The sequence below is a fragment of the Baekduia soli genome, from assembly GCF_007970665.1.
Taxonomy (GTDB): Bacteria; Actinomycetota; Thermoleophilia; order Solirubrobacterales; family Solirubrobacteraceae; genus Baekduia; species Baekduia soli.
In genome coordinates this window covers 1,954,587-1,974,920 of the sequence record NZ_CP042430.1, presented here as the reverse complement: position 1 = coordinate 1,974,920, position 20,334 = coordinate 1,954,587, and the positions used below count along the sequence as shown (strand labels likewise).

The following is a 20,334-nucleotide window of genomic DNA, read 5'->3' as shown; positions in this document are numbered from 1 at the left end:
TAGGTTCTGTCGATGGCCGGCCGCATCGTCCTGCTCGGCGCCACGGGCTACACCGGGGAGCTCACCGCCCGCGAGCTGGCCGGTCGCGGCGAGCGGCCGGTGCTCGCCGGCCGCGACGCCGACCGCGTCCGCGCGCTGGCCGACGGGCTCGGCGGCCTGGACTGGGCGGTGGCCGACGTCGGCGGGCCGCAGGGCACCGCCGCCGTACGCGCCCTGCTGGAGGCCGGCGACGTGCTCGTGTCGACCGTCGGCCCCTTCACGCGCCTGGGCGCGCCCGCGGTGGAGGCGGCGATCGACGCCGGCGCCCACTACCTGGACTCCACGGGCGAGGCGCCGTTCATCCGGCGCGTGTTCGCGTCCTGGGGGCCGCGCGCGGCCGCGGCCGGCTCGGTCCTGCTGACGGCCATGGGCTATGACTGGGTACCCGGCAACCTCGCCGGGGCGCTGGCGCTGCGCGAGGCGGGCGAGGGCGCCGTGCAGGTCCAGATCGGCTACTTCACCACGGGCGGCGCGATGGGCCCGTCGGCGATGAGCGGCGGCACCCGCGCGTCGGCGGCGGGCGTCCTGCTCGGGCCGTCCTTCGCGTTCCGCGGCGGCCGCCTGGTCGGCGAGCGCGGCGGCGCCCGGGCGCGGTCCTTCGGCGTCAAGGGCAAGGCCCGGCGGGCCATCTCGGCCGGCTCGACCGAGCACTTCGCCCTCCCCCGCTCCTACCCGGGCCTCCGCGATGTCGACGTCTTCCTGGGCTGGTTCGGCGGGGCGTCGGACGCGGTGCGCGCCGTCTCGGCGGCCACGGCCCTGCTCACCCGCGTCCCGGGCGTGCGCGAGGTCCTGGGCACGGCGCTGGGCAGGGTCGTCACCGGCAGCTCGGGCGGCCCGGGCCCGGAGGCCCGGGCGCTCAGCGGCTCCTACGTCGTGGCCGAGGCGCGCGACGCCGGCCACCGGCTGCTGGCCACCGCCGTGCTCGAGGGCGTCAACGGCTACGACTTCACCGCGGGCATGCTCGCCTGGGGCGCTCACGCCGTGGCCGCGGGCCGGGCGCGAGGCGCGGGCGCGCTGGGCCCGGTGGAGGCCTTCGGGCTGGATGCGCTGTCCGTAGGCGTACAGGCGGCTGGATTGCGCCGGATCGCATGACCACACGATGCACCGGGAGCTGGACCGGCCGGATTCGATCAACGGTCCACCCGACCGCAAGTTCCCGGGCGACCCGTCGTTCAAGGGGTCATGGACCACGATCGACACCACCGCACCGGGCCTCCCGGCCTCGAGGTGTGCGTCGAGTGCGCGCGGCCCTTCGTGGTGCCGGTCGCGCTGCTGGACCTCGTCGACGAGGGGCTCTACCTCCTCGCGCTGGAGTGCAAGAACTGCGGGCGCCTGGCCGTCGGCGTCCACGAGGACGCCGAGCTCGAGGCGCTCGAGGCCGGCTACCACCGGGCGACGGCCGAGATCGAGGCGGCGATCGAGACCGTCGAGGTCGCACGCCGGCCCGACGAGCTCGGCGACGGCGGCTAGCCCGGCGACGGCGAGAGCCGGCACAGGGCCGGCTCCCGGGTCAGACGTGGGCCGCCGCGCGGGCGGCTAGTGCTCAGCGGAGGCGCGGCCGGCCTGCGCCAGGCGCAGGAAGGCCTCGGTGCGGCGCTTGTCGCGCGCCGCGACGCGCGCGGCCTCCGAGCCGGCGTCGGCCGCCTCGAGCTCGCGCTCGGCCGTGCGCAGCTTCTCCTGCAGCTCGGAGGCGTTGAGCGTGGACGGGTCCACGGCCTCCTCGACGAGGATGAGCACGCGGTTGTCTCCGACCTGCACGTAGCCCTCGCCCTGGGCGAGGGCGACGATGTCGCTCTCGCTGCGGTAGAGGCGCAGCTCGGTCGGCTCGAGCATGCCGAGCAGCGGCGCATGGTTGGCCAGGATGCCGATGGAGCCGACCGATGTGCGCGTGGAGACCATCTCCACCTCGCCGTTGAAGACCTCCCCCTCGGGGGTGAGGACCTCGGCGGTGAACGTCGTCCGGGCCACTACCTGTCGCCCTTGGCGGCGGCCACCACGTCCTCGATCGTGCCCTTGAGCAGGAAGGCGGACTCGGGGAGGTCGTCGTGGTCGCCGTTGAGGATCTCCTTGAACGAGCGGATCGTGTCGGCGATCGGCACGTAGGCGCCCGGCGTGCCGGTGAACTGCTCGGCGACGTTGAACGGCTGGCTCAGGAAGCGCTCGATCTTGCGCGCGCGCTGGACGGTGATCTTGTCCTCGTCGGAGAGCTCGTCGATGCCGAGGATGGCGATGATGTCCTGCAGCTCCTTGTAGCGCTGCAGGATCGCCTTGACCTGGTTGGCGACGTTGTAGTGCTCCTCGCCGAGGATGTCGGGCTTGAGGATCGTCGAGGTCGAGTCCAGCGGGTCGACGGCCGGGTAGATGCCCTTCTCCGAGATGGAGCGCGACAGCGTCGTCGTGGCGTTGAGGTGGGCGAACACCGAGGCGGGGGCCGGGTCGGTGAGGTCGTCGGCCGGGACGTAGATCGCCTGCACCGAGGTGACCGAGCCGCTGCGCGTCGAGGTGATGCGCTCCTGCAGCTGGCCCATCTCGGACTCCAGCGTCGGCTGGTAGCCCACCTGCGACGGCATCCGGCCCAGGAGGGCGGAGACCTCGGAGCCCGCCTGCACGAAGCGGAAGATGTTGTCGATGAACAGGAGCACGTCCTGGCCGCCCTGGTCGCGGAAGTACTCCGCCATCGTCAGGCCGGTCAGGGCCACGCGCATGCGGGCTCCGGGGGGCTCGTTCATCTGGCCGAAGACCATCATCGTCTTGTCGATGACGCCGGACTCGGTCATCTCCAGCCAGAGGTCGTTGCCCTCGCGGGAGCGCTCGCCGACGCCGCAGAAGGCCGACAGGCCGCCGTGCTCGGACGCCAGGTTGTGGATGAGCTCCTGGATGAGGACGGTCTTGCCGACGCCGGCGCCGCCGAACAGGCCGACCTTGCCGCCCTTGGCGTAGGGCGCGAGCAGGTCGATGACCTTGATGCCGGTCTCGAACATCTCGGTCGTCGGGGTCAGGTTCTCGACGGTCGGGGCCGAGCGGTGGATCGGCCAGCGGTCCTTGACCACGAGCGGCTCGCCCTCGTCGATCACGTCGCCCAGGACGTTGAAGATGCGGCCGAGGGTCATCTCGCCGACGGGGACCGAGATCGGCCCGCCGGTGTCCTCGATCTCCATGCCGCGGGCGAGGCCGTCGGTGGTGTCCATGGCGACCGCGCGGACGCGGTCGTCGCCGAGGTGCTGCTGCACCTCGCAGACGAGCCACTCGGCGTCGTGCTCGGACGATGCGCCCTCCTCGGCCTTGGCGGCGTCGGGCAGCTTGACGCGGATGGCGCTGTAGATCTCGGGCAGCTCGTCGGGGAAGACGGCCTCGATGACGACGCCCTGGATCTCCTCGATGCGGCCGACGTTCTTGACGTCGGTCGTGGCCCCCTGGGGGCGCTCGGTGGTGCTGGCTTCCATGGTCTCTGGTTCTCCTGGGACGTTCGAAACTTAGGTGAGCGCTTCTGCGCCGCGCACTCGGTGGTTCATCAGGTCAGTGCCTCCGCACCGCCGACGACTTCCATGATCTCCTGGGTGATCTCCGCCTGCCGTGCGCGGTTCATCTCCAGGGTGAGGTCGTCGATGACGACCGCGGCATTCTCGGACGCGTTGCGCATGGCGGTCATCCGCGCGCCGTGCTCGGACGCGGTGGACTCGAGCAGCGCGCGGAAGATCGAGATCTCCACGTAGTCGGGCACGAGGCGCTCGAGGATGACGGCGGGGTCGGGCTCGTACTCGACCAGCGCGTGCTGCTCACCGTGGCCTTCGGCCTCGCCGACGTCCTGCTCGTCGTCGCCGCTGTCGAGGATCGTCGCCTGCTGCAGCGGCAGCAGCGTCTCGCGCCGCACCTCCTGCACCAGCGGCGACACGTAGCCGTTGTAGAAGACCTCGACGCGGTCGACCTTGCCGTCGATGTAGGCGGCCATGAGGCCCTCGGCGACCTCGCGGGCGTTCGCGTAGGCGGGCCGGTCGGTGAAGCCGGTGTAGGCCCCTCGGGCTCGCGCCCGCGGAAGGTCAGCGAGGACACGCCGCGCCGGCCGGTGGCCGAGAAGACGACCTGCTTGCCCTGCTCCTCGTAGGCCAGCGCCGCGCGGATCCCCGCGCGGATGATCTGCGAGTTGAACGCGCCGGCCAGGCCGCGGTCGGCCGTGACGAGCAGGATCGCGACGCGCTGCTCGCTCTCGTGCTCCTTGAGGATGGGCAGCGAGCCGATCTCCCCGCCGGCGGCCTCGGCCGCCTGGCGGGTCATGCGGCGGATGGCGCCCGCGTACGGGCGCAGGTGCTCGATGCGCTGCTCCGCGCGACGCAGGCGGGCGGCGGCGACCATCTCCATCGCCCGCGTGATCTTGCGGATGTTCTGGACCGAGGCGATCCGGTTCTTGACGTCGCGCTGCGACATGGTGGGGCCGGGAGCGCGCGCCTAGGCGGCGGCCCCGGCGGCCTCCTCCTGGGCCTCGGACTCCGCGCCGGGCTCGCCGGCGCCGTTGGTGGCGGCGGGGCGCGAGACGATGCGGTCGCTCTCGCCCTCGGCCAGCGGCTGGCCCTCCTCGTCGAGGTCGTAGCCGAAGTCGTCGGCGTACGTGGCGATGAGCTTCTTCAGGCCGTCCTGCGTCTCGTCGGACCAGTCGCCGCCGGCGATCTTGTCGACCAGCGCGCGGTCCTCGGACTGCACCCGCTGGGTGAGGCCGACGAGGAACTCGTCGACGCGGTCGACGTCGATGCGGTCCAGGAAGCCGTTCGTCGCGGCGTAGACCTGGACGACCTGCAGGCCGACGGCCAGCGGCTCGCGCTCGTTCTGGTTGAGCGTCTTGACCAGGCGGGCGCCGCGGGCCAGCGTGCGCTGGGTGTCGGGGTCCAGGTCGGAGCCGAACTGCGCGAAGGCCTCGAGGTCGCGGTACTGCGACAGCTCGATCTTCAGGCGGCCGGCGACCTTCTTCATCGGGCTGATCTGCGCGTTGCCGCCGACGCGTGACACGGAGATGCCCACGTTGATGGCGGGGCGCACGCCCGAGTTGAAGAGCTTGGGCTCCAGGAAGATCTGGCCGTCGGTGATCGAGATGACGTTCGTCGGGATGTAGGCCGACACGTCGCCGGCCTGCGTCTCGATGACCGGGAGGGCCGTCATCGACCCGCCACCGAGGGCGTCGGACAGCTTGACGGCGCGCTCGAGCAGGCGGCTGTGCAGGTAGAAGACGTCGCCCGGGTACGCCTCGCGGCCCGGCGGGCGGCGCAGGAGCAGCGACATCTGCCGGTAGGCGAACGCGTGCTTGGTGAGGTCGTCGTAGATCGCGACGGCGTGGCCGCCCTTGTAGAGGAAGTACTCGCCCATCGCGGCGCCCGCGTAGGGGGCCAGGAACTTGATGGGCGCGGCCTCGTCGGCGGAGGCGGCCACGATGATGACCTTGTCCAGCGCGCCGGCCTCGGCCAGCGTCTCGGCGATGCCGACGACCGTGGCCATGCGCTGGCCGATCGCGACGTAGACGAAGACGAGGTCGGAGTCCTTGTTGTTGATGATCGTGTCGATCGCGATCGCGGTCTTGCCGGTCTGGCGGTCGCCGATGATCAGCTCGCGCTGGCCACGGCCGATCGGGATCATCGAGTCGACGGCCTTGAGGCCGGTCTGCATCGGCTCGGTCACCGGCTGGCGCTGCACGACGCCGGGGGCCTTGAACTCGGCCGGGCGGCGCTCGGTGACCTCGATGTCGCCCTTGCCGTCGAGCGCGATGCCCAGCGGGGAGACGATGCGGCCGAGCATCTGCTCGCCGACGGGGATGTCGAGGAGGTGGCCGGTGCGCTTGACCGTGTCGCCCTCGACGATCTTCTCCCACGGGCCGAAGAGCACGGCGCCGACGTTGTCGGACTCGAGGTTCAGGGCCAGGCCCGTCACGTCGTGGGGCAGCTCGAGCATCTCGAACGACATGCAGTTCTCGAGCCCGTGGATGCGGGCGATGCCGTCCGCGACCGACAGGACGGTGCCGACCTCGGTCAGCTCGGCCTGCCCCTGGTCGAGGCCCTCGATGCGGGACTTCAGGATGGAGGTGATCTCGTCGGGCTTGATCTGCATGCGGGTTTCAGTTCCTTGGTGTGACGGCTCGGTGCGGGGGCGCTACGCGCGCGCCACGCTGCGACGGAGGTTCTCGAGTCGGTTGCGGATGGAGGCGTCGAGGATGGAGTTGCCGACGCGGACGACGAGGCCGCCCAGGACGTCGGGGTCCACGTTCGTGGTGAGCTGGACCTGCTGGCCGGTCTGCCGGCCGATGGCGTCGCCGATGCTCTTGACCGTGGCCTCGTCGAGCGTGACCGCGGAGGTGATCGTCACCGGCAGCAGCTTGTTCTCCTGCTCCCAGAGGCGCTCGAAGGCGCGGCGGAGGCGGAAGACGGCCGGCATGCGGTGGTTCTCGACGAGCAGCGCGAGGAAGTTGCCGACCGTGGGGTCGACGTCCTCGAGCAGGCGGCCCAGGTGGTCCTTCTTCTCCGTCGTGGAGAAGTACGGCGAGAAGAAGAAGATCGACAGCTCGCGGTTGGCGTCGAGCGCGTCGGCGAACTGGCCGAGCTGCTCGCGCGCCACGTCGAGCTTGCCCTGCTCCTTGGCCACCTCGAAGAGGGACCGGGCGTAGACCTGGGCGATCTCCTCCATCTAGCGGCGCTCCCCCAGGGCCGTGAAGTCGAGCTCCGACAGCGCCTCCTCGACGAGACGGCGCTGATCGTCCTCGTTGAGGGTCTTGCGCGTGACGCGCTCGGTCGCGGCGACGGTCAGGTCGGCCACCTCGCGGCGGATCTCCTGGATGGCGCGGCGGGTCTCGGCCTCGATGTCGCGGCGGGTCTGCGCGAGCAGCTCCTCCCGCGAGACCTTGGCGGCCTCGAGGCTCTCACGCTCGTGCGTCTCCCCCGCCTTGCGGGCGCGGGTGACGATCTCCTCGGCCTGCGCACGGGCCTCCTTGAGGCGCTCGCGGTACTCCGTGAGCAGATCCTCGGCCTCGGTCTTGGTGCGCTGGGCGGAGTCGATCGACTCCTCGATGAGCTTCTGGCGCTTCTCGAGGGCCTCGGAGATCGCCGGGAAGGCGAGCCTCCACAGGAGTAGCAGCGAGACCCCGAAGACGATCAGCGTCCACACCATCAGCCCGATGCCGGGCTGGACGAGGAAGCTGCCGCCCGAGCTCTCCGAGGCGGCGATGGGCAGGGTTGCGAGCATCGCGGCCTAGAGGAAGAACGCGATGAGGCCCGCGACCAGGCCGTAGAAGAAGCACGCCTCGGTCAGGGCGAAGCCCAGCCACTGGATGCTCGTGATCTCGTCCCGCATCTCGGGCTGGCGGGTGACCGACTCGATGACCGAGCTGAAGATCTGGCCGATGCCGATGCCGGCGCCCACGGCGCCGAGTCCACCGCCGACGCCGAGGGCGATCGCGCGGCCGGCCTTCTGGCCGTTGTCCGGGCTGGCGGCCTGGGCGAGGATGTCGATGACAGCGAGGTCCACGGTGTCTCCTTGGGGTTCCTAGTGAGCCTCGGAGGCAGCGCCGCCGAGGTAGATGGCAGTAAGGGTGGCGAAGATGAAGGCCTGAAGCGTGGCGACCAGGCCGACCTCGAACACGAAGAGCACGATCGCCAGCGGGATGGTGATCACGCCCAGCGCCGCGATCCCCAGGATCACGGCGAGCGCGCCGCCCATGAACAGGATGATCAGGTGGCCGGCGAGGATGTTGGCGAAGAGACGTACGGAGAGCGAGATGAGCCGCATGAAGTTCGACGCGAACTCCAGGACGAAGATGAACGGCTTCATGCCGTTGGGCACGCCGGCGGGGATGAAGCTCTTCAGGTAGCCCACGAGGCCCTTGTTCTTGACGCCCACGGCGTTGTAGGCGATGAACACGACGAGGGCGAGCACGAGCGGGACCGACAGGTTCGCGGTCGCCGCGTACAGGGCGAAGGCCGGGACCTTGACCCCGAGGATGTCGACCTTGTGCTCGATGTTGGTCGGCAGCGGGATGTAGCCGATCAGGTTCGAGAACCATATGAAGAGGAAGAGCGCGCCCACGAACGGGAACCAGCGCGCCGCCATCCGGTCGGACATGTTGCCGCGCGTGATGTTGTCGCGCATCAGCCCGAAGAGCAGCTCGACCGCCGTCTGCACCTTGTTGGGCCGCTGCTGCATGCGGCGGGCGATGTAGATCATCGTCCCGACCATGAGGATCGCCGCGGCCAGGATGTAGAGGTGCGCCTTGTTGACGTGCAGCGACCCGATCGAGAACAGCGTGTCGAGCTTGAACTCGTTCTGGGGCTGGAACGCCGTGTTGTCGCTGCGGGACCAGCCCGTCGCGAGCACCACGACGACGATGATGAGGATGTACAGACCGAAGCCGGTCAGCACCTTGGCGCGGCGGGTCATGAGGGGGCAGAGCTCCTCTCGAGCGAGCGGACGGCGAGCGAGGTGGCGAAGTAGATGGTGAAGGCGACGAGCGTGAGCACCGCAGCGGCGAGGCCGTCGTTGCGGTGACCGGCCAGGCCGACGGCCAGGATGGTAAGCGCAACGAGCCACGCGCGTCCGAATGCCGCCGCGAGGTTGAGGCCGACGGCCGCGCGGACGTTCTCGGTGCGCCGGGCCTGGGCCTGCACCGCGAGCGCCGCCAGGCGCTGGATGACCCATGCCGCGGCCCCGACCAGGGTGCCGAGTGCAGGGGCGCCGAGGAGCACGGCGACCGGCGCGGTGACCACGACGATGAAGAGGTCGAGGAAGCGCATCGCGTTCATCGACCGCACCCCCGGATGCGCCGGATGCACGGCGTGGCGCACCGCACGGGGCGGCGGGCGGCCGCGCAGCGGCCTCGCCGCATGGGCGGCGTGGACGGACGCAGGCGTCGGTCGGGCTTTCGGAGATCGTCGGGGTCGTGCATGGATCAGGCCGCCCCTGAAGCGGACCTGGTCAACCTGGCTTGGAACGCCGACGCGGACAGTGCGACGGCGACCCTTCCGGAGGCGAGGACCCTTGCCTCCTTGGCGGCAGGGCGCAGCCTACCTGAGTTGCGAACTTTGTAACAACTTCGTGACAGGGGGCGCAAGAACGCGGAGACCCGGAGGGGCCTCCGGTGCGCGGGCTCAGGCCGCCGGCGGCGGCTCCCGGAGCAGATCCTCGAGGTCGAGGTCGCCGAACCCCATCGCGACATGGCCGTCGGCGTCGGTCGGCCAGTCCGCCACGGGACGGTCCCAGGCCAGCTCCAGGTCGTTGCCGTCGGGGTCGGAGAGGTAGACGGCCTCGTGCGTGCCGTGGTCCGACAGCTGGCGCAGCGGCCAGCCGGCCTCCTGAAGGCGCCGCACGGCGTCGGCGAGCCCGGCGCGCGTGGGGTAGTTCAGCGCGACGTGGTGCAGGCCGGTGACGCCGTCGGGCTGCGGGCCGCCGTCCTTGGACTTCCACGTGTTGAAGCCCAGGTGGTGGTGGTAGCCGCCCGCCGAGATGAACAGGATGTCGCCCGTGGTCCCCCACCCCGGGACGTCGCGGGCCTCGGCCACCACGTCGAAGCCCAGCACGCCGACGTAGAAGTCGCGGACGCGGTCGATGTCGGCGGTGCGCAGGTGCACGTGGCCGATGCGCACGCCGGGGTCGATGGGGCGCGGCGCGGCCTGCGTGGGCCGCATGCCGCCCTGGTTGCCTGCGGTCATGCCGCGAACCTACCGCGACGGCGGCGACGCCCGGGCCAGGATCCGCGCCCGGCGGCGCTCGGCGGCGGCGCGCAGCGCGTTGCGCACGACGCCGAGGGCCGGGCGCGCCCGGCCGCGCGGGTCGATGAGCCCGGAGTCCCAGGTGTCGTGGGCGGCCGCGTTCCACTGGTAGAGGTAGACGCGGGTGATCCGCCGGCTCAGCGGCACGAGCCGCTGGAAGACCCAGCGCGTCGCGGCCGCCGCGTGGGCGGGCGACTCGGGGAAGTCCACCGTGCTGCGGTTGCGCCGCCGCACGATCCCCCCGGTCTCGGTGAACCAGACGCGCCCCACGGTGCGACGCAGCAGCGCGCGGGTGCCGCTCGTGCGCATCCGGTTGGCGTCGAGGTAGTTGTGCAGCCCCCAGAGCCGCGGCCGGTGCCCGAGCGCCTTCTGGAACCGGTCGACCCACGAGGCCATGTTCGGCATGTCCAGGACCTCGGCGGCCAGGATCGTGCACGACGGGCACTCCCGCCTCAGCGCGCGGTAATAGGCGGCGACGAGCGGGGCTCGGTGGCACGTCGGCTCCCCGCAGTGGTTGGCCTCGTTCCACGTGGCGAACGTCGTCACCCACGGGTAGCGCGCCCGGAACAGGCGGAACTCGTACTTGTAGCGCTCGGGGTCGGCAGGACGCGCCGGCGGTCGCCGCGGGCATGGGTGAAGCCGACCAGGGGCGTGACGCCCGCGGCCCGGGCCGCGCCGAGCCACTGGTCCAGCGCGTCGCGCTCCCACGCGTTCTGCAGGACGTCCCACGAGACGGCGATGCGCGCGTAGCGGATCTGCATCGCCGCGAACCGCGGGTCGGCGAACATGTCGGGCTTCTGGTCGCCGATGCCGACGACGAGCGCCCCGGCGGGCGCGGCCACGACGAAAGAGGCCAGCAGGAGGCCGGCGACCAGGAGCCCGCGCAGGCGCGTCACCCGGCCCCGGCCGGCCCGGTGAGGACGGTGTCCTCGTGCGAGTAGGGCGGTGCGCAGCAGCAGAGCAGCACCAGGGGCTCGTCGCCGTCGTTGACGAGATGGTGCTCGGTGCCCGGCGGGATCACGGCGCAGTCGCCCGGGCCGACGGCGCGCTCCTCGCCGCCGATCCGCAGGCGGCCGGTGCCCGCCGTGAAGAAGTACAGCTCCTCGGAGGCGCGGTGCAGGTGGGCGATCGTCGACGTGCCGGCCGGGACGGTGGCCTCGGCGAGGCTCTGGTGCCGCGAGGGCAGGGTCGCGCGCCCGGCGATCTCGCGGATCGTCGATCCGTCGAGCGTCGTGAACGGCTGCTGCTCGGCCAGGTTCCCCAGGTGCATCGCGGCCAACGGTACCCGGCGCGGCCGGCGGGAGCGCCGCACGGGCGCCCCCATCGGCCGGGTCCGGACGTCCCGGCCCGCTAGGCCGGGACCCGCTGGACCGCCTCGCGGTCCAGGCGGCCCGCGGCGCGCACCAGGACGCGGGCGGCCCGGGCGCGCACGCGGCCCGGGGGAGGTTGGCTGCGCCGGGCGTGGACTCTGTGGCGCGCGTCGGGACGCGTGCGCGCAGTGGCCGCCGTGGCGTAGTCGGACTGCAGCAGGTACAGCATGGGGGTGAGGCTCCTTCGGTGTGGGTGAAGGGGCCATCGCCCGAGATCAGGGGCCTGACGGCGACGGGTCTGCGGGCGATGGACGCCCGCGACGGATCAGGACTACGACCGGTTCGCGAGCGTGGACGGCGCGTGACGAAGCGCACCGGAGAGCGTGGTCTCCGGGGACTTCATCGTGGTGATGTCGCGTCGAGCGGCTCGCATGAGACGGTCCCTCCTCCAAGGTGTAGGTCTTCGATTCGGACCTGTAGGAGAAGTCCGCAGGACCCTAGCAACGGCCCTCAGCGGTGGCAAGTGCGGCTAACCGACCTTCACGCCCAGCAGGCGCTGGAGCACCGCGAGCGCCGGCCGCGGGTTGCCGTCGGGCGCGATGAGCCCGGAGTCCCACGTGCGGGCGTCGCCCCGTCCCGTGTTCCAGTGGTACAGGTAGACGCGCTGGACCCTGGGACTCACCCGTGCGAGCGTCGAGAACACGAACTTGGTCACGACGGCCGCGTGCGCGGCCGACGTGGGGAAGGTCACGCCCGAGCCGTTGTGCCGGCTGACGACGCCGCCGGTCTCCGTGAACCACACGGCGCCCTTCACCGCCCGCAGAAGCCTGCGCGTGCCGGTCGTGCGCAGCAGGTTGGCGTCGGTGTAGTTGTGCAGCCCCCACGCCTTCGGCGTGCGCCCCGCGGCCTTCACGAAGCGCCGCGCCCAGGTCCCGACGTTGGCGCGGTCCAGCAGGTCGGCGCCGAGGACCGTGCAGGTCGGGCACGCCCGGCGCATCGCCTGCCACCAGCGGGCGACGGTCTCGGGGCGCTTGTTGATGTTCGCCTCGTTCCACGTGGCGAACTCCTTCAGGAACGGGTAGCGCGCGCGGAAGTCCTTCAGCGACTTGGCCATCTGCGCCGCCGACGGGTTGTACGACGTGCGCCGGCGCGACCGCGTGAACGTCACCAGCGGGCGCACCCCGGTGGCCCTGGCCCCCGCCATCCAGGCGTCGAGCCCGGGCTTCTGCACCGGGTCGTGCAGCGCGTCGTAGGAGATCATGATCCGGGCGAGGCGCACGTGCAGCGCCTGGAAGCGCAGGTCGCCGAACATCTCGGCCTTGTTGTCGGCGATGCCCACCGCCGGCCGGGCCTGGGCCGCGGCGGCGGGCAGCGCGACGGCCAGGGTCAGCAGCAGGAGCGCGAGCAGGCGGCCGGGCATCGCCCCAAGGCTGCCACGTCCCGGGGCGGCGTGCGGCTGGGGTCGGCGCCGGGCGCCGCGGGCGTCGGCCTGCGCGGCCGCCGCGCGGGTGATGACGCCCCGGAGCACGTTGGGCGCCGGCCGGGCCGCGTCGAGCAGCCGCGTGGTCTTCGCGCTCATCCGGTTGGCGTCGATGGAAATGCGCAGCCCCCACCCCTTCGGGGTGCGGCCCGCGGCCGGGGCGGCCGTACGTCCGACCCCGGACGGCGCGACGGGCGCTACGCGCGCAGCGCGTCGCCCTCGGCGGGGGCCAGCGAGACGCCGATGACCTTCAGCCGCCGGGTGAGCGCCCGGAAGGCGAACCCGTGGACCTCGTCGCTGGCGACGCCGAGCAGCTCGTAGGGCTCCCCCACCTCGACGCCCACGGGCGTCAGGACGCCGGCGGCGATGGGGATGAGCTCGGCCAGCGTGGACTGGATGCGGCGGCGCAGCGCGGGGTCGCGCGCCTTCTGCTGCAGGAACCAGGTCCCGTAGGCGACGTGGCGATGCTCGTCGGTGGAGATCCGGCGGAAGCCCTCCAGGAACCCGGGCAGGATGCCGTCGCGCTCGAGGATCCGGGTCAGGGTGTCCTGGCCGGTCAGCGCGAGCGTGCCCTCGATGACCATGTGGTAGGTCGTGACGAAGTCGACCTTGGCCTCGAGGTCGGTCGGGTCCTCCAGCAGGCGGCGGTTCGCGTCGACCAGGACGTCGTCGAAGAGGATCTTGAACGGCTCGTTGAGGTCGCGGCGCGCCCGCTCCAGCCGATCCTCGAAGCTGCCGTCGTAGCCCAGGACCTTCGCGTAGAAGTTGTTGAAGTGCTGGGCGTGGCGCGCCTCGTCGACCTGCTGGGTCGTGAGGAAGTGCTCCTCGCTCTGGCTCTCGTAGGCGCCGACCAGGCCGTTGAACTGCGTGGCCACCCGCTCCTCCCCGATGAAGAACGAGGAGAGGAACCAGACGATGTCGTCCTTGTCGGCCTCGGGCATCGCCGCCCAGTCCTCGCGGTCCTGGGTGAAGTCGATCGCCGAGGACTGCCAGGGCTGGCGCTCCCACAGCTCGTAGAGCTGCTGGGGGGTCATGAGGACGACCTTCGACAGCTGGGACTCGTCGGTGATCGTGGCGACGTCGCCCTGGGACGTGAGCTCGAGCAGGCTGGCCATGGCGCCATCCTGTCGCTGACTTGACACCCTGTCAAGCGCGAGCTGACAGCGTGTCGAACGGCGGCCGGTATCGTGCCGGGATGGCCATGGACGAGCCACGAACGGCCTCACCCGTCGCCCATCGCGAGGGCCCCCCGACGGCCAAGCGCGCCCAGGTCCAGGCTGCGGTGCTGGCCGCCACCGAGGAGTTGCTGGCCGGCGGGTCGTCCTACGCCGACCTCAACGTTGAGCGCATCGCGACCGCCGCGGGCATCTCGCGCACGGCGTTCTACTTCTACTTCCGCGACAAGCGCGACCTGCTCATGCGCCTGGCCGCCGACGTCACCGAGCAGCTCTACGACCAGGCCGACATCTGGTTCTCGGGCGGCGGCGACCCGCAGGTCATGATCCGCGAGGCGCTCGCGCGGATCTTCGCCCTCTACGAGCAGCACGGGGTCCTCGTCCGTGCGATCGTCGAGGTCTCGACCTATGAGCCCGACATCGCCACGTTCTGGCGCGGCCTGCTCGACCGCTTCGTCGACGCCACCGCGCGGCGCATCGAGGCGCGCTCGCCGGGAACGGCGCCGGAGGCCGCGCACGCGACGGCGTTCGCGCTGACGTGGATGGTGGAGCGCGCCTGCTACCAGCAGCTGGTCCAGGGCGTGCCGCTCACCGGCGGCCCGCTCATCGACGCGGTGGCCGACATCTACCTGGCCGCGGTCTACGGCGGCGCCCCGGGCTCCGCCTAGCGGCCGAGCGCCTCGAACTCCCCGGTCTCCATCGTGCGCTCGACGTGGGCGTCGACCTCGTCCTCGGTGGCGTCGGGGCGCCGGCGGCGCGTGATCCGCCGGAGCTTGACGATCTCCAGGACGTAGACCAGGTACACGCTGGCCGCGGCGACGAGCAGCGCCAGCGCGGCGACCACGACCGACCATCCCGTGTGCAGGTGGCCGTGGTGGTCGGAGTACGGGATGAACCGCAGCGCGACGGCGAACCCGCCGAGCAGCAGGGTCCAGGCGTAGAGGTAGGCCAGCGTCCGGCGCTCGCTGAAGCCGATGCGGCTGAGGCGGTGGTGGAAGTGGTTGGCGTCGGCCACGTAGACCTTGCGCCGGTACTTCATGCGCTTGAGGATCACGAACGTCGTGTCCAGGAACGGCACCGCGAGCACGACGAGCGGGAAGACGAGCGCCAGGACCGCCTGGGTCTTGACCGCGCCCTCGACCGCGATGCAGCCCAGCAGCAGCCCGAGCAGGTTGGCGCCGGTGTCGCCCATGTAGATCGAGGCGGGCGGGAAGTTGTGCAGCAGGAAGCCCGTCGCCGCCCCCGCCGTGCACGCGGCGAGGATCGCGGCGTAGGAGCGGTCGAGGTCGAACGCGATGATGCTGAAGGCCACCGCCGAGATCGCGCAGACGCCGGCGGCCAGGCCGTCGACGCCGTCGGAGAAGTTGACGACGTTCATCATCGCCACGAGGCCGACGACCGTCACCGGCGCGCCGGCCGAGCCGAAGTCGATCGCCCCGGCGAAGGGCAGCGTGATGTTGGTGACCTCGACCCCCGCCGCCACGGGGATGACCGCGGCGGCGACCTGCCCGAGCAGCTTGACCGCCGGGTGCAGGTCGAAGCGGTCGTCGACCGCCCCGACGACCGTGATGAGCAGCGCGCCGCCGAGGATCCCCAGCAGCCGGTCGTGGGTGCGCGCCGACGGGTCCAGGAAGATCAGCGCGGCCACGAGCGCGCCCGCGCCGATGGCCAGGCCGCCCAGCAGCGGCGTCGCGTCGCGCCCGAGCCCGCGGGACTTGGGCTGGTCGATGGCCCCGACACGACGGGCGAGGCGCGCCGTCAGCGGCGTGAGCAGCGCCGCCACCGCGAAGGCGGTGACGAACGCGTAGACCGCGTCGAGCTGCGTCATCGACGTCAGAGCCTACGCATCGGCCCGGCGTGGGAGGCTGTGATGCCCGCCGTGCGCATCCTCCTCGTCACCCAGATGTGGCCGACGGCCGCCACCCCCGAGCTCGGCAGCTTCCTGGTGCCCATGGTCCGTGAGCTGCGCGCGCAGGGCCACGAGGTCGACGTCGCGGCGATCGGGCGCCGCGGCGGCTCGCCGCTGAAGTACGCCCGGCTGGCCGGCCGCGCGGTCGCCGCCGCGCGGCGACGGCGCCCCGACGTCGTCTTCGCCCACTTCCTGTTCCCGGCCGGCGCGGCGGGGCTGGCCGCCGCGCGGGCCGCCGACGCGCCGCTGGTCGTCATGGCCCACGGCCAGGACGTGGCCAACTGCGACCGCCGCGCGATCCGGGCCGTGACCGCGCCCGTCGTGCGCGGCGCCGCGGCGGTGATCGCCAACTCGCGCTGGCTCGCCGCGCGCCTGGCCGCGCACTTCCCCGGCGTGGAGCCCGAGGTCTGCGACCTCGGCGTCGACCTCGCCGAGTTCGACCCGGGCACGGTCGCGCCGGCGCCGTGGCCGGGCGACCATCCGCGCTTCCTGTGCGTCGGCGCGCTCATCGCGCGCAAGAACGTCGTCGCGCTGGCCGACGCCTTCGCGGCGCTCGGGCGCGGCTCGCTGACCTACGTCGGCGACGGGCCGCTGCGCGCCGAGCTCGAGGGCCGCCCGGGCGTGATGCTCACCGGCCGCGTCGCCCACGACGCCGTGCCGGCGTGGCTGGCCGCCTGCGACGTGCTCTGCCAGCCCTCGGCGATCGAGCCGTTCGGCCTGGCCGCGCTGGAGGCGATGGCGATGGAGCGCACGGTCGTGGCCACGACGCAGGGCGGTCCGCCGGAGTTCGTGACCCCCGAGGCCGGCGTGCTCGTCGACCCCGCCGACCCCGCCGCCCTGGTCGCGGGCCTCGCGCGGGCCGCGGCGATGCCGGCGCCCAACCCGGCCGCGCGGGCGGCCGCCGGCGCGCACGGCAGCGCGCGGCAGGCGGCCCGGATGGCCGCCGTGCTGGCCCGCGCCGTGGGCCGCTGAGACCCCTCGGGGCGGCCGTCCAGCGTCCGCGTGACGGGCCCCTGACGACCGTGATTCGGAGTCGGTGGTCGCGGGAAGCACGACCGGGCGATGTCCCGACGTGAACATCCGATCGTCCTGCTGTGCGCCGTGCTGATCAGCGCGGGCCTCTTCTGCCTGACCGGCATGCTGGGCGGCCTGGGACCCGCGGAGCTGACCGGTGCGCTGGTCATCACGGTCCCGGTCGCGCTCGTGCTGCGCCGCGTCGCCGCCGCCCTCGCGCCGCGCCGCGCGCGCGAGCCCGTCGCCGCCGTGCGCGCCCGCCCGCGCCCGGCGCCGCTCGCGCCGCCCGAGCGCTGCTCCTAGCCCCCTCGGCTCAGGCCGCCGCGCCCGCGCCGAGCTGCTCGTAGAGCGGGTAGCGGTCGGCGATCGCGGTGACGCGATCGGCGAGCTCGTCGCGCCGGGCCTGGTGGTCCGGGGTCAGCGCCGTGGCGATGATCTGGCCGACCTCGGCGAAGTCCTCGGCCTGCAGGCCGCGCGTCGCCAGAGCTCCGGTGCCGACGCGCAGGCCGCTGGTGACCATGGGCGGCCGGGGGTCGAACGGCACGGCGTTGCGGTTGACCGTGATGCCGATGTCGTGCAGGCGGTCCTCGGACTGCTGGCCGTCGATCTCCGACGCGCGGAGGTCGACGAGCGCGAGGTGGACGTCCGTGCCGCCGGTCAGCACGTTGACCCCGTGGCCGGCGCCCATGATGGCGGCCGCGACGGCCTGCGCGCCCTCGATCGTGCGCTGCTGGCGCTCGCGGAACAGCTCGGTCGCGGCGATCTTGAACGCGACCGCCTTGCCGGCGATGACGTGCTCCAGCGGCCCCCCCTGCTGGCCCGGGAACACCGCCGAGTTGATGGCCTTGGCGTACTCCTCGCGACAGAGGATCAGCCCGCCGCGCGCGCCGCCCAGCGTCTTGTGCACCGTCGAGGTGACGACGTCGGCGTGCTGCACCGGGTTGGGGTGCAGCCCGGCGGCCACGAGGCCGGCGAAGTGCGCCATGTCGACCATGAGCAGCGCGCCGACCTCGTCGGCGATCGCGCGGAAGCGCGCGAAGTCCAGCTGGCGCGGGTAGGCCGACCAGCCCGCTAGCAGCAGCTTCGGACGGCGCTCCTTGGCGATGCGCTGCACCTCGTCCATGTCGATGAGCGACGTCTCGCGGTCGACCTCGTAGGGGGCGATGTCGTACAGGCGACCCGACACGTTGAGCTTCATCCCGTGGCTGAGGTGGCCGCCGTGGGGCAGCGCCAGGCCCATGATGGTGTCGCCCGGCTGCAGCAGCGCGTGGTAGACGGCGGCGTTGGCCTGGGCCCCCGCGTGGGGCTGGACGTTGGCGTGCTCGGCGCCGAACAGCGCCTTGGCCCGGTCGATGGCCAGCTGCTCGATGACGTCGACGAACTCGCAGCCGCCGTAGTAGCGCCGGCCGGGGTAGCCCTCGGCGTACTTGTTGGTCAGCACGCTGCCCTGGCACTCGAGGATGCTCTGGGGCACGAAGTTCTCGGAGGCGATCATCTCCAGCGTGCGCTGCTGGCGGTCGAGCTCGTGGCCGATGGCCTCGGCCACCTCGGGATCGACGTCGGCCAGCGACCGGGAGAAGAAGTCGGGGCTCAGATCGGTGGACACGGCGGGCTGCTCCTCTTTGGGGGATCCGAAGGGTGCCCAGGCGCGCGGCGGGACTCGTGGTGTCGCTTCCCGGAGGTCGCTTCCTCCCGTGGCGCCAGTCGCGACCCGACCGACGGTATCAGGAGCCGACCGCGGAGCCGTCGAGCTCGGCGATCTGGGACACGCGCCGGGCGTGGCGGCCGCCCTCGAAGCCCGTGCGCAGGAAGCGCTCGACGATCGCGTCGGCCTCGTCGGGGGCCAGCCGCGCGCCGGACAGCGTCACGGTGTTGGCGTCGTTGTGGCGCCGCGCCATCTCGACCTCGGACGGGTCGTGGGCGTTGACGGCGCGCACGCCCGGGACCTTGTTGGCCACGATCGCGACCCCGACGCCCGAGCCGCAGGCCAGCACCGCGCGCTCGGCCTCACCGACGGAGACCAGCCGGGCCGCGTGCTCGGCGAAGGCCGGGTAGTCGACCGAGTCCGGGCTGCCCGTGCCGACGTCGACGATCTCGTGCCCGGCGGCCTCCAGGACCGCCTTGACGTGCTCCTTCAGGTGGTAGCCCGCGTGGTCGGAGCCGACGGCGATCACCATGACGAGCGGAACATACCTCAGCCCAACGCGCCGAGGGCGGCCTCGACGCAGCCCGGGCTCACGGCGCCCTCGCGCACGATCTCCCAGTGGCCGTCGTCCTCGTAGCGGCGCAGGTCGATGACCGTCGACGCGCGGCCCGCGAGCTCCCCCGCGTCGAGCACGAGGTCGACGTCGTCGCGCACGACGGCGGCGACGTCCTCCAGCCGCCGGGCCTCGGGCTCGCCCGACAGGTTGGCGCTGGACTGCAGCACGGGCCAGCGCACGGCCGCCAGCCCGGCCGCGGCGGGGCCGAGGGCCGGCACGCGCAGCCCGAGCGGCGCGTCGGGGTCGGGGCCGCAGGCCAGCGGGTAGCGGCGCAGCGGGTTGGGCAGCAGCACGGTCACGCCCCCGGGCAGCAGGGCCTCGAGGCCCGCGACGGTGCGGGGGCCCACCTCGGGCAGCGCGGCGAGCGCGAGCTCCCGCGAGAAGAACATGACGGCGGCGGGGCGGTCGGGGCGCCGGCGCTTGATCGCGTACAGCCGCCGGACCGCCTCGTCGTTGCCGGGGTCGCAGGCCAGCCCGTAGACGGTGTCGGCGCCGAAGAGCGCGACGCCGCCGACGGCCATGCAGCGCTCGAAGGTCGCCGCCTGGTCGGGCGTGATCACCGGCGCCCCACCACGACGCGCTCGATGCCGGCCAGGTCGCGGATGACGGTGACGTCGTCGAAGCCCGCCGCGGCCACGAGGCCGCGGACGACGGGCGCCTGCCCGGCTCCGACCTCCAGAGCCAGGACGCGTGCGGCGGTGCCGGCGGACTGCGTGACGAGCGGGCGGATGACCCCCAGGCCCTCGGCGCCGGCGAACAGGGCCAGGCCCGGCTCGTGGGCGGCGACGTCGCGAGGCAGCGCGGCGCGCTCGCCCTCGGCGACGTAGGGCGGGTTGGAGACCACGGCGTGCAGGTCGCCGCCGTCCACGCCGTCCAGGAGGTCGCCCTCGGTGAAGGCCACGTCGATCCCGAGGCGGCGGGCGTTGGCGTGCGCGACGGCCAGGGCGCCGGGGCTGACGTCGCTGGCGCCCACGCGCAGGTCGGGGCGCTCGTCCTTGAGGGCCAGGGCGATCGCGCCGCTGCCCGTCCCGACGTCGTGGACCGCGACCCCGTGGGGCAGGTCCAGCAGCGCCTCGACGAGGTGCTCGGTCTCCGGGCGCGGGATGAGCACGCGCGGGTCGACCTCGAGGTCGAGGTGGCGGAAGCCACGGCGGCCCGTGAGGTAGGCCACGGGCTCGCGCCCGACGGCGCGGCGGCGCACGGCGTCGCGGAACCAGCGCGTGGCCGCGCCGGTGACCTCGCGCTCGGGATGCAGCCACAGCGCGGCGCGATCCACGCCCAGCGCGTGGGCGAGCAGGACCTCGGCGTCCAGGCGCGGGGAGTCCACGCCCGCGCCCTGCAGGGCCACGAGGGCGGAGTCCAGCGCGTCGCGCACGGGGACGCCGGCGCCGATCGTCATCGGTGCGGCCACC

25 protein-coding genes, 1 pseudogene and 1 riboswitch are annotated in these 20,334 nt (G+C 72.8%); of the genes and pseudogenes, 5 read left to right on the top strand and 21 right to left on the bottom strand.

Features of this window, described 5'->3' with window-relative positions; all coding sequences use genetic code 11:
• Nucleotides 1–12 precede the first annotated feature (12 nt).
• Nucleotides 13–1,131 carry a saccharopine dehydrogenase family protein gene (locus FSW04_RS09215; protein ID WP_146918527.1) on the top strand — a complete coding sequence of 373 codons (1,119 nt, stop codon included), beginning with the start codon at nt 13–15 and terminating at the stop codon, nt 1,129–1,131.
• Nucleotides 1,132–1,221: 90 nt separating this feature from the next.
• Nucleotides 1,222–1,509 (top strand): hypothetical protein, encoded by a 288-nt coding sequence (locus FSW04_RS09210; protein ID WP_146918525.1) that lies wholly within the window; start codon nt 1,222–1,224, stop codon nt 1,507–1,509.
• A 66-nt stretch (nt 1,510–1,575) separates the two neighbouring features.
• On the opposite strand, the gene atpC is transcribed toward FSW04_RS09210, so the two are convergent.
• The 16 genes and pseudogenes from atpC to FSW04_RS09130 form a co-directional block, all read right to left on the bottom strand.
• Nucleotides 1,576–2,007, bottom strand: a complete 432-nt coding sequence (gene atpC / locus FSW04_RS09205) for an ATP synthase F1 subunit epsilon (protein WP_146918523.1) — start codon at nt 2,005–2,007, stop codon at nt 1,576–1,578.
• Nucleotides 2,007–3,482 (bottom strand): F0F1 ATP synthase subunit beta, encoded by a 1,476-nt coding sequence (gene atpD / locus FSW04_RS09200; protein WP_146918521.1) that lies wholly within the window; start codon nt 3,480–3,482, stop codon nt 2,007–2,009. The genes atpC and atpD overlap by 1 nt, the downstream gene beginning before the upstream one ends.
• Before the next feature lie 68 nt (nt 3,483–3,550).
• A pseudogene (atpG, locus tag FSW04_RS28390) lies at nt 3,551–4,395 on the bottom strand (ATP synthase F1 subunit gamma).
• An 87-nt stretch (nt 4,396–4,482) separates the two neighbouring features.
• On the bottom strand, nt 4,483–6,126 hold the full coding sequence (gene atpA / locus FSW04_RS09190) for a F0F1 ATP synthase subunit alpha (protein ID WP_146918518.1): 1,644 nt from the start codon (nt 6,124–6,126) through the stop codon (nt 4,483–4,485).
• A gap of 42 nt (nt 6,127–6,168) precedes the next feature.
• Nucleotides 6,169–6,699 (bottom strand): ATP synthase F1 subunit delta, encoded by a 531-nt coding sequence (gene atpH, locus FSW04_RS09185; protein WP_146918516.1) that lies wholly within the window; start codon nt 6,697–6,699, stop codon nt 6,169–6,171.
• Nucleotides 6,700–7,254: a F0F1 ATP synthase subunit B gene (gene atpF / locus FSW04_RS09180; RefSeq protein ID WP_146918513.1), complete on the bottom strand. Its 555-nt coding sequence runs from the start codon at nt 7,252–7,254 to the stop codon at nt 6,700–6,702.
• 6 nt (nt 7,255–7,260) lie between these two features.
• Nucleotides 7,261–7,536 (bottom strand): ATP synthase F0 subunit C, encoded by a 276-nt coding sequence (atpE, locus tag FSW04_RS09175; RefSeq protein ID WP_146918511.1) that lies wholly within the window; start codon nt 7,534–7,536, stop codon nt 7,261–7,263.
• An 18-nt stretch (nt 7,537–7,554) separates the two neighbouring features.
• Nucleotides 7,555–8,445, bottom strand: a complete 891-nt coding sequence (gene atpB, locus FSW04_RS09170; RefSeq protein ID WP_146918509.1) for a F0F1 ATP synthase subunit A — start codon at nt 8,443–8,445, stop codon at nt 7,555–7,557.
• The gene (locus FSW04_RS09165; RefSeq protein ID WP_146918507.1) at nt 8,442–8,807 is read right to left on the bottom strand and encodes a hypothetical protein; all 366 of its coding nucleotides are present in this window, start codon (nt 8,805–8,807) and stop codon (nt 8,442–8,444) included. Before FSW04_RS09165 ends, atpB begins: the two co-directional genes overlap by 4 nt.
• A gap of 345 nt (nt 8,808–9,152) precedes the next feature.
• Nucleotides 9,153–9,713 carry a VOC family protein gene (locus tag FSW04_RS09160; RefSeq protein ID WP_228431062.1) on the bottom strand — a complete coding sequence of 187 codons (561 nt, stop codon included), beginning with the start codon at nt 9,711–9,713 and terminating at the stop codon, nt 9,153–9,155.
• Nucleotides 9,714–9,722: 9 nt separating this feature from the next.
• Entirely contained in the window at nt 9,723–10,319 is a 597-nt protein-coding gene (locus FSW04_RS09155) for a hypothetical protein (RefSeq protein WP_146918505.1), read from the bottom strand.
• Complete coding sequence (locus FSW04_RS09150; protein ID WP_146918503.1) at nt 10,316–10,669, bottom strand: hypothetical protein; 354 nt, start codon at nt 10,667–10,669, stop codon at nt 10,316–10,318. Before FSW04_RS09150 ends, FSW04_RS09155 begins: the two co-directional genes overlap by 4 nt.
• Nucleotides 10,666–11,043, bottom strand: coding sequence for a cupin domain-containing protein (locus tag FSW04_RS09145; protein ID WP_146918501.1), 378 nt, complete (start codon nt 11,041–11,043; stop codon nt 10,666–10,668). Before FSW04_RS09145 ends, FSW04_RS09150 begins: the two co-directional genes overlap by 4 nt.
• A gap of 80 nt (nt 11,044–11,123) precedes the next feature.
• Nucleotides 11,124–11,312, bottom strand: a complete 189-nt coding sequence (locus tag FSW04_RS09140; protein ID WP_146918498.1) for a hypothetical protein — start codon at nt 11,310–11,312, stop codon at nt 11,124–11,126.
• A 300-nt stretch (nt 11,313–11,612) separates the two neighbouring features.
• The gene (locus FSW04_RS09135; RefSeq protein WP_146918496.1) at nt 11,613–12,662 is read right to left on the bottom strand and encodes a hypothetical protein; all 1,050 of its coding nucleotides are present in this window, start codon (nt 12,660–12,662) and stop codon (nt 11,613–11,615) included.
• A gap of 98 nt (nt 12,663–12,760) precedes the next feature.
• Entirely contained in the window at nt 12,761–13,678 is a 918-nt protein-coding gene (locus tag FSW04_RS09130; protein ID WP_146918494.1) for a ribonucleotide-diphosphate reductase subunit beta, read from the bottom strand.
• An 86-nt stretch (nt 13,679–13,764) separates the two neighbouring features.
• Here FSW04_RS09130 and FSW04_RS09125 point away from each other — a divergent pair, with 86 nt between their 5' ends.
• Nucleotides 13,765–14,406 (top strand): TetR/AcrR family transcriptional regulator, encoded by a 642-nt coding sequence (locus FSW04_RS09125; protein WP_146918492.1) that lies wholly within the window; start codon nt 13,765–13,767, stop codon nt 14,404–14,406.
• Here the strand turns inward: FSW04_RS09125 and FSW04_RS09120 are convergent.
• Nucleotides 14,403–15,566, bottom strand: coding sequence for a glycosyltransferase family 4 protein (locus FSW04_RS09120; RefSeq protein ID WP_146918490.1), 1,164 nt, complete (start codon nt 15,564–15,566; stop codon nt 14,403–14,405). The genes FSW04_RS09125 and FSW04_RS09120 overlap by 4 nt on opposite strands.
• 42 nt (nt 15,567–15,608) lie before the next feature.
• Here FSW04_RS09120 and FSW04_RS09115 point away from each other — a divergent pair, with 42 nt between their 5' ends.
• On the top strand, nt 15,609–16,619 hold the full coding sequence (locus tag FSW04_RS09115; RefSeq protein ID WP_146918488.1) for a glycosyltransferase: 1,011 nt from the start codon (nt 15,609–15,611) through the stop codon (nt 16,617–16,619).
• 90 nt (nt 16,620–16,709) lie between these two features.
• Nucleotides 16,710–16,964 (top strand): hypothetical protein, encoded by a 255-nt coding sequence (locus FSW04_RS09110; protein WP_146918486.1) that lies wholly within the window; start codon nt 16,710–16,712, stop codon nt 16,962–16,964.
• 10 nt (nt 16,965–16,974) lie between these two features.
• Here FSW04_RS09110 and glyA read toward each other — a convergent pair whose 3' ends face one another.
• From glyA to prmC, 4 genes are all read right to left on the bottom strand, one after another.
• Entirely contained in the window at nt 16,975–18,267 is a 1,293-nt protein-coding gene (gene glyA, locus FSW04_RS09105) for a serine hydroxymethyltransferase (RefSeq protein ID WP_228431060.1), read from the bottom strand.
• Between the two features lie 27 nt (nt 18,268–18,294).
• Nucleotides 18,295–18,379: riboswitch (ZMP/ZTP riboswitch) on the bottom strand.
• A gap of 6 nt (nt 18,380–18,385) precedes the next feature.
• Nucleotides 18,386–18,838 (bottom strand): ribose 5-phosphate isomerase B, encoded by a 453-nt coding sequence (gene rpiB / locus FSW04_RS09100; protein WP_146918484.1) that lies wholly within the window; start codon nt 18,836–18,838, stop codon nt 18,386–18,388.
• A 17-nt stretch (nt 18,839–18,855) separates the two neighbouring features.
• Nucleotides 18,856–19,482 (bottom strand): L-threonylcarbamoyladenylate synthase, encoded by a 627-nt coding sequence (locus FSW04_RS09095; protein ID WP_146918482.1) that lies wholly within the window; start codon nt 19,480–19,482, stop codon nt 18,856–18,858.
• A complete protein-coding gene (gene prmC, locus FSW04_RS09090) occupies nt 19,479–20,321 on the bottom strand; it encodes a peptide chain release factor N(5)-glutamine methyltransferase (RefSeq protein ID WP_146918480.1) in 843 nt (280 codons plus the stop codon). The genes FSW04_RS09095 and prmC overlap by 4 nt, the downstream gene beginning before the upstream one ends.
• Between the last annotated feature and the right edge of the window lie 13 nt (nt 20,322–20,334).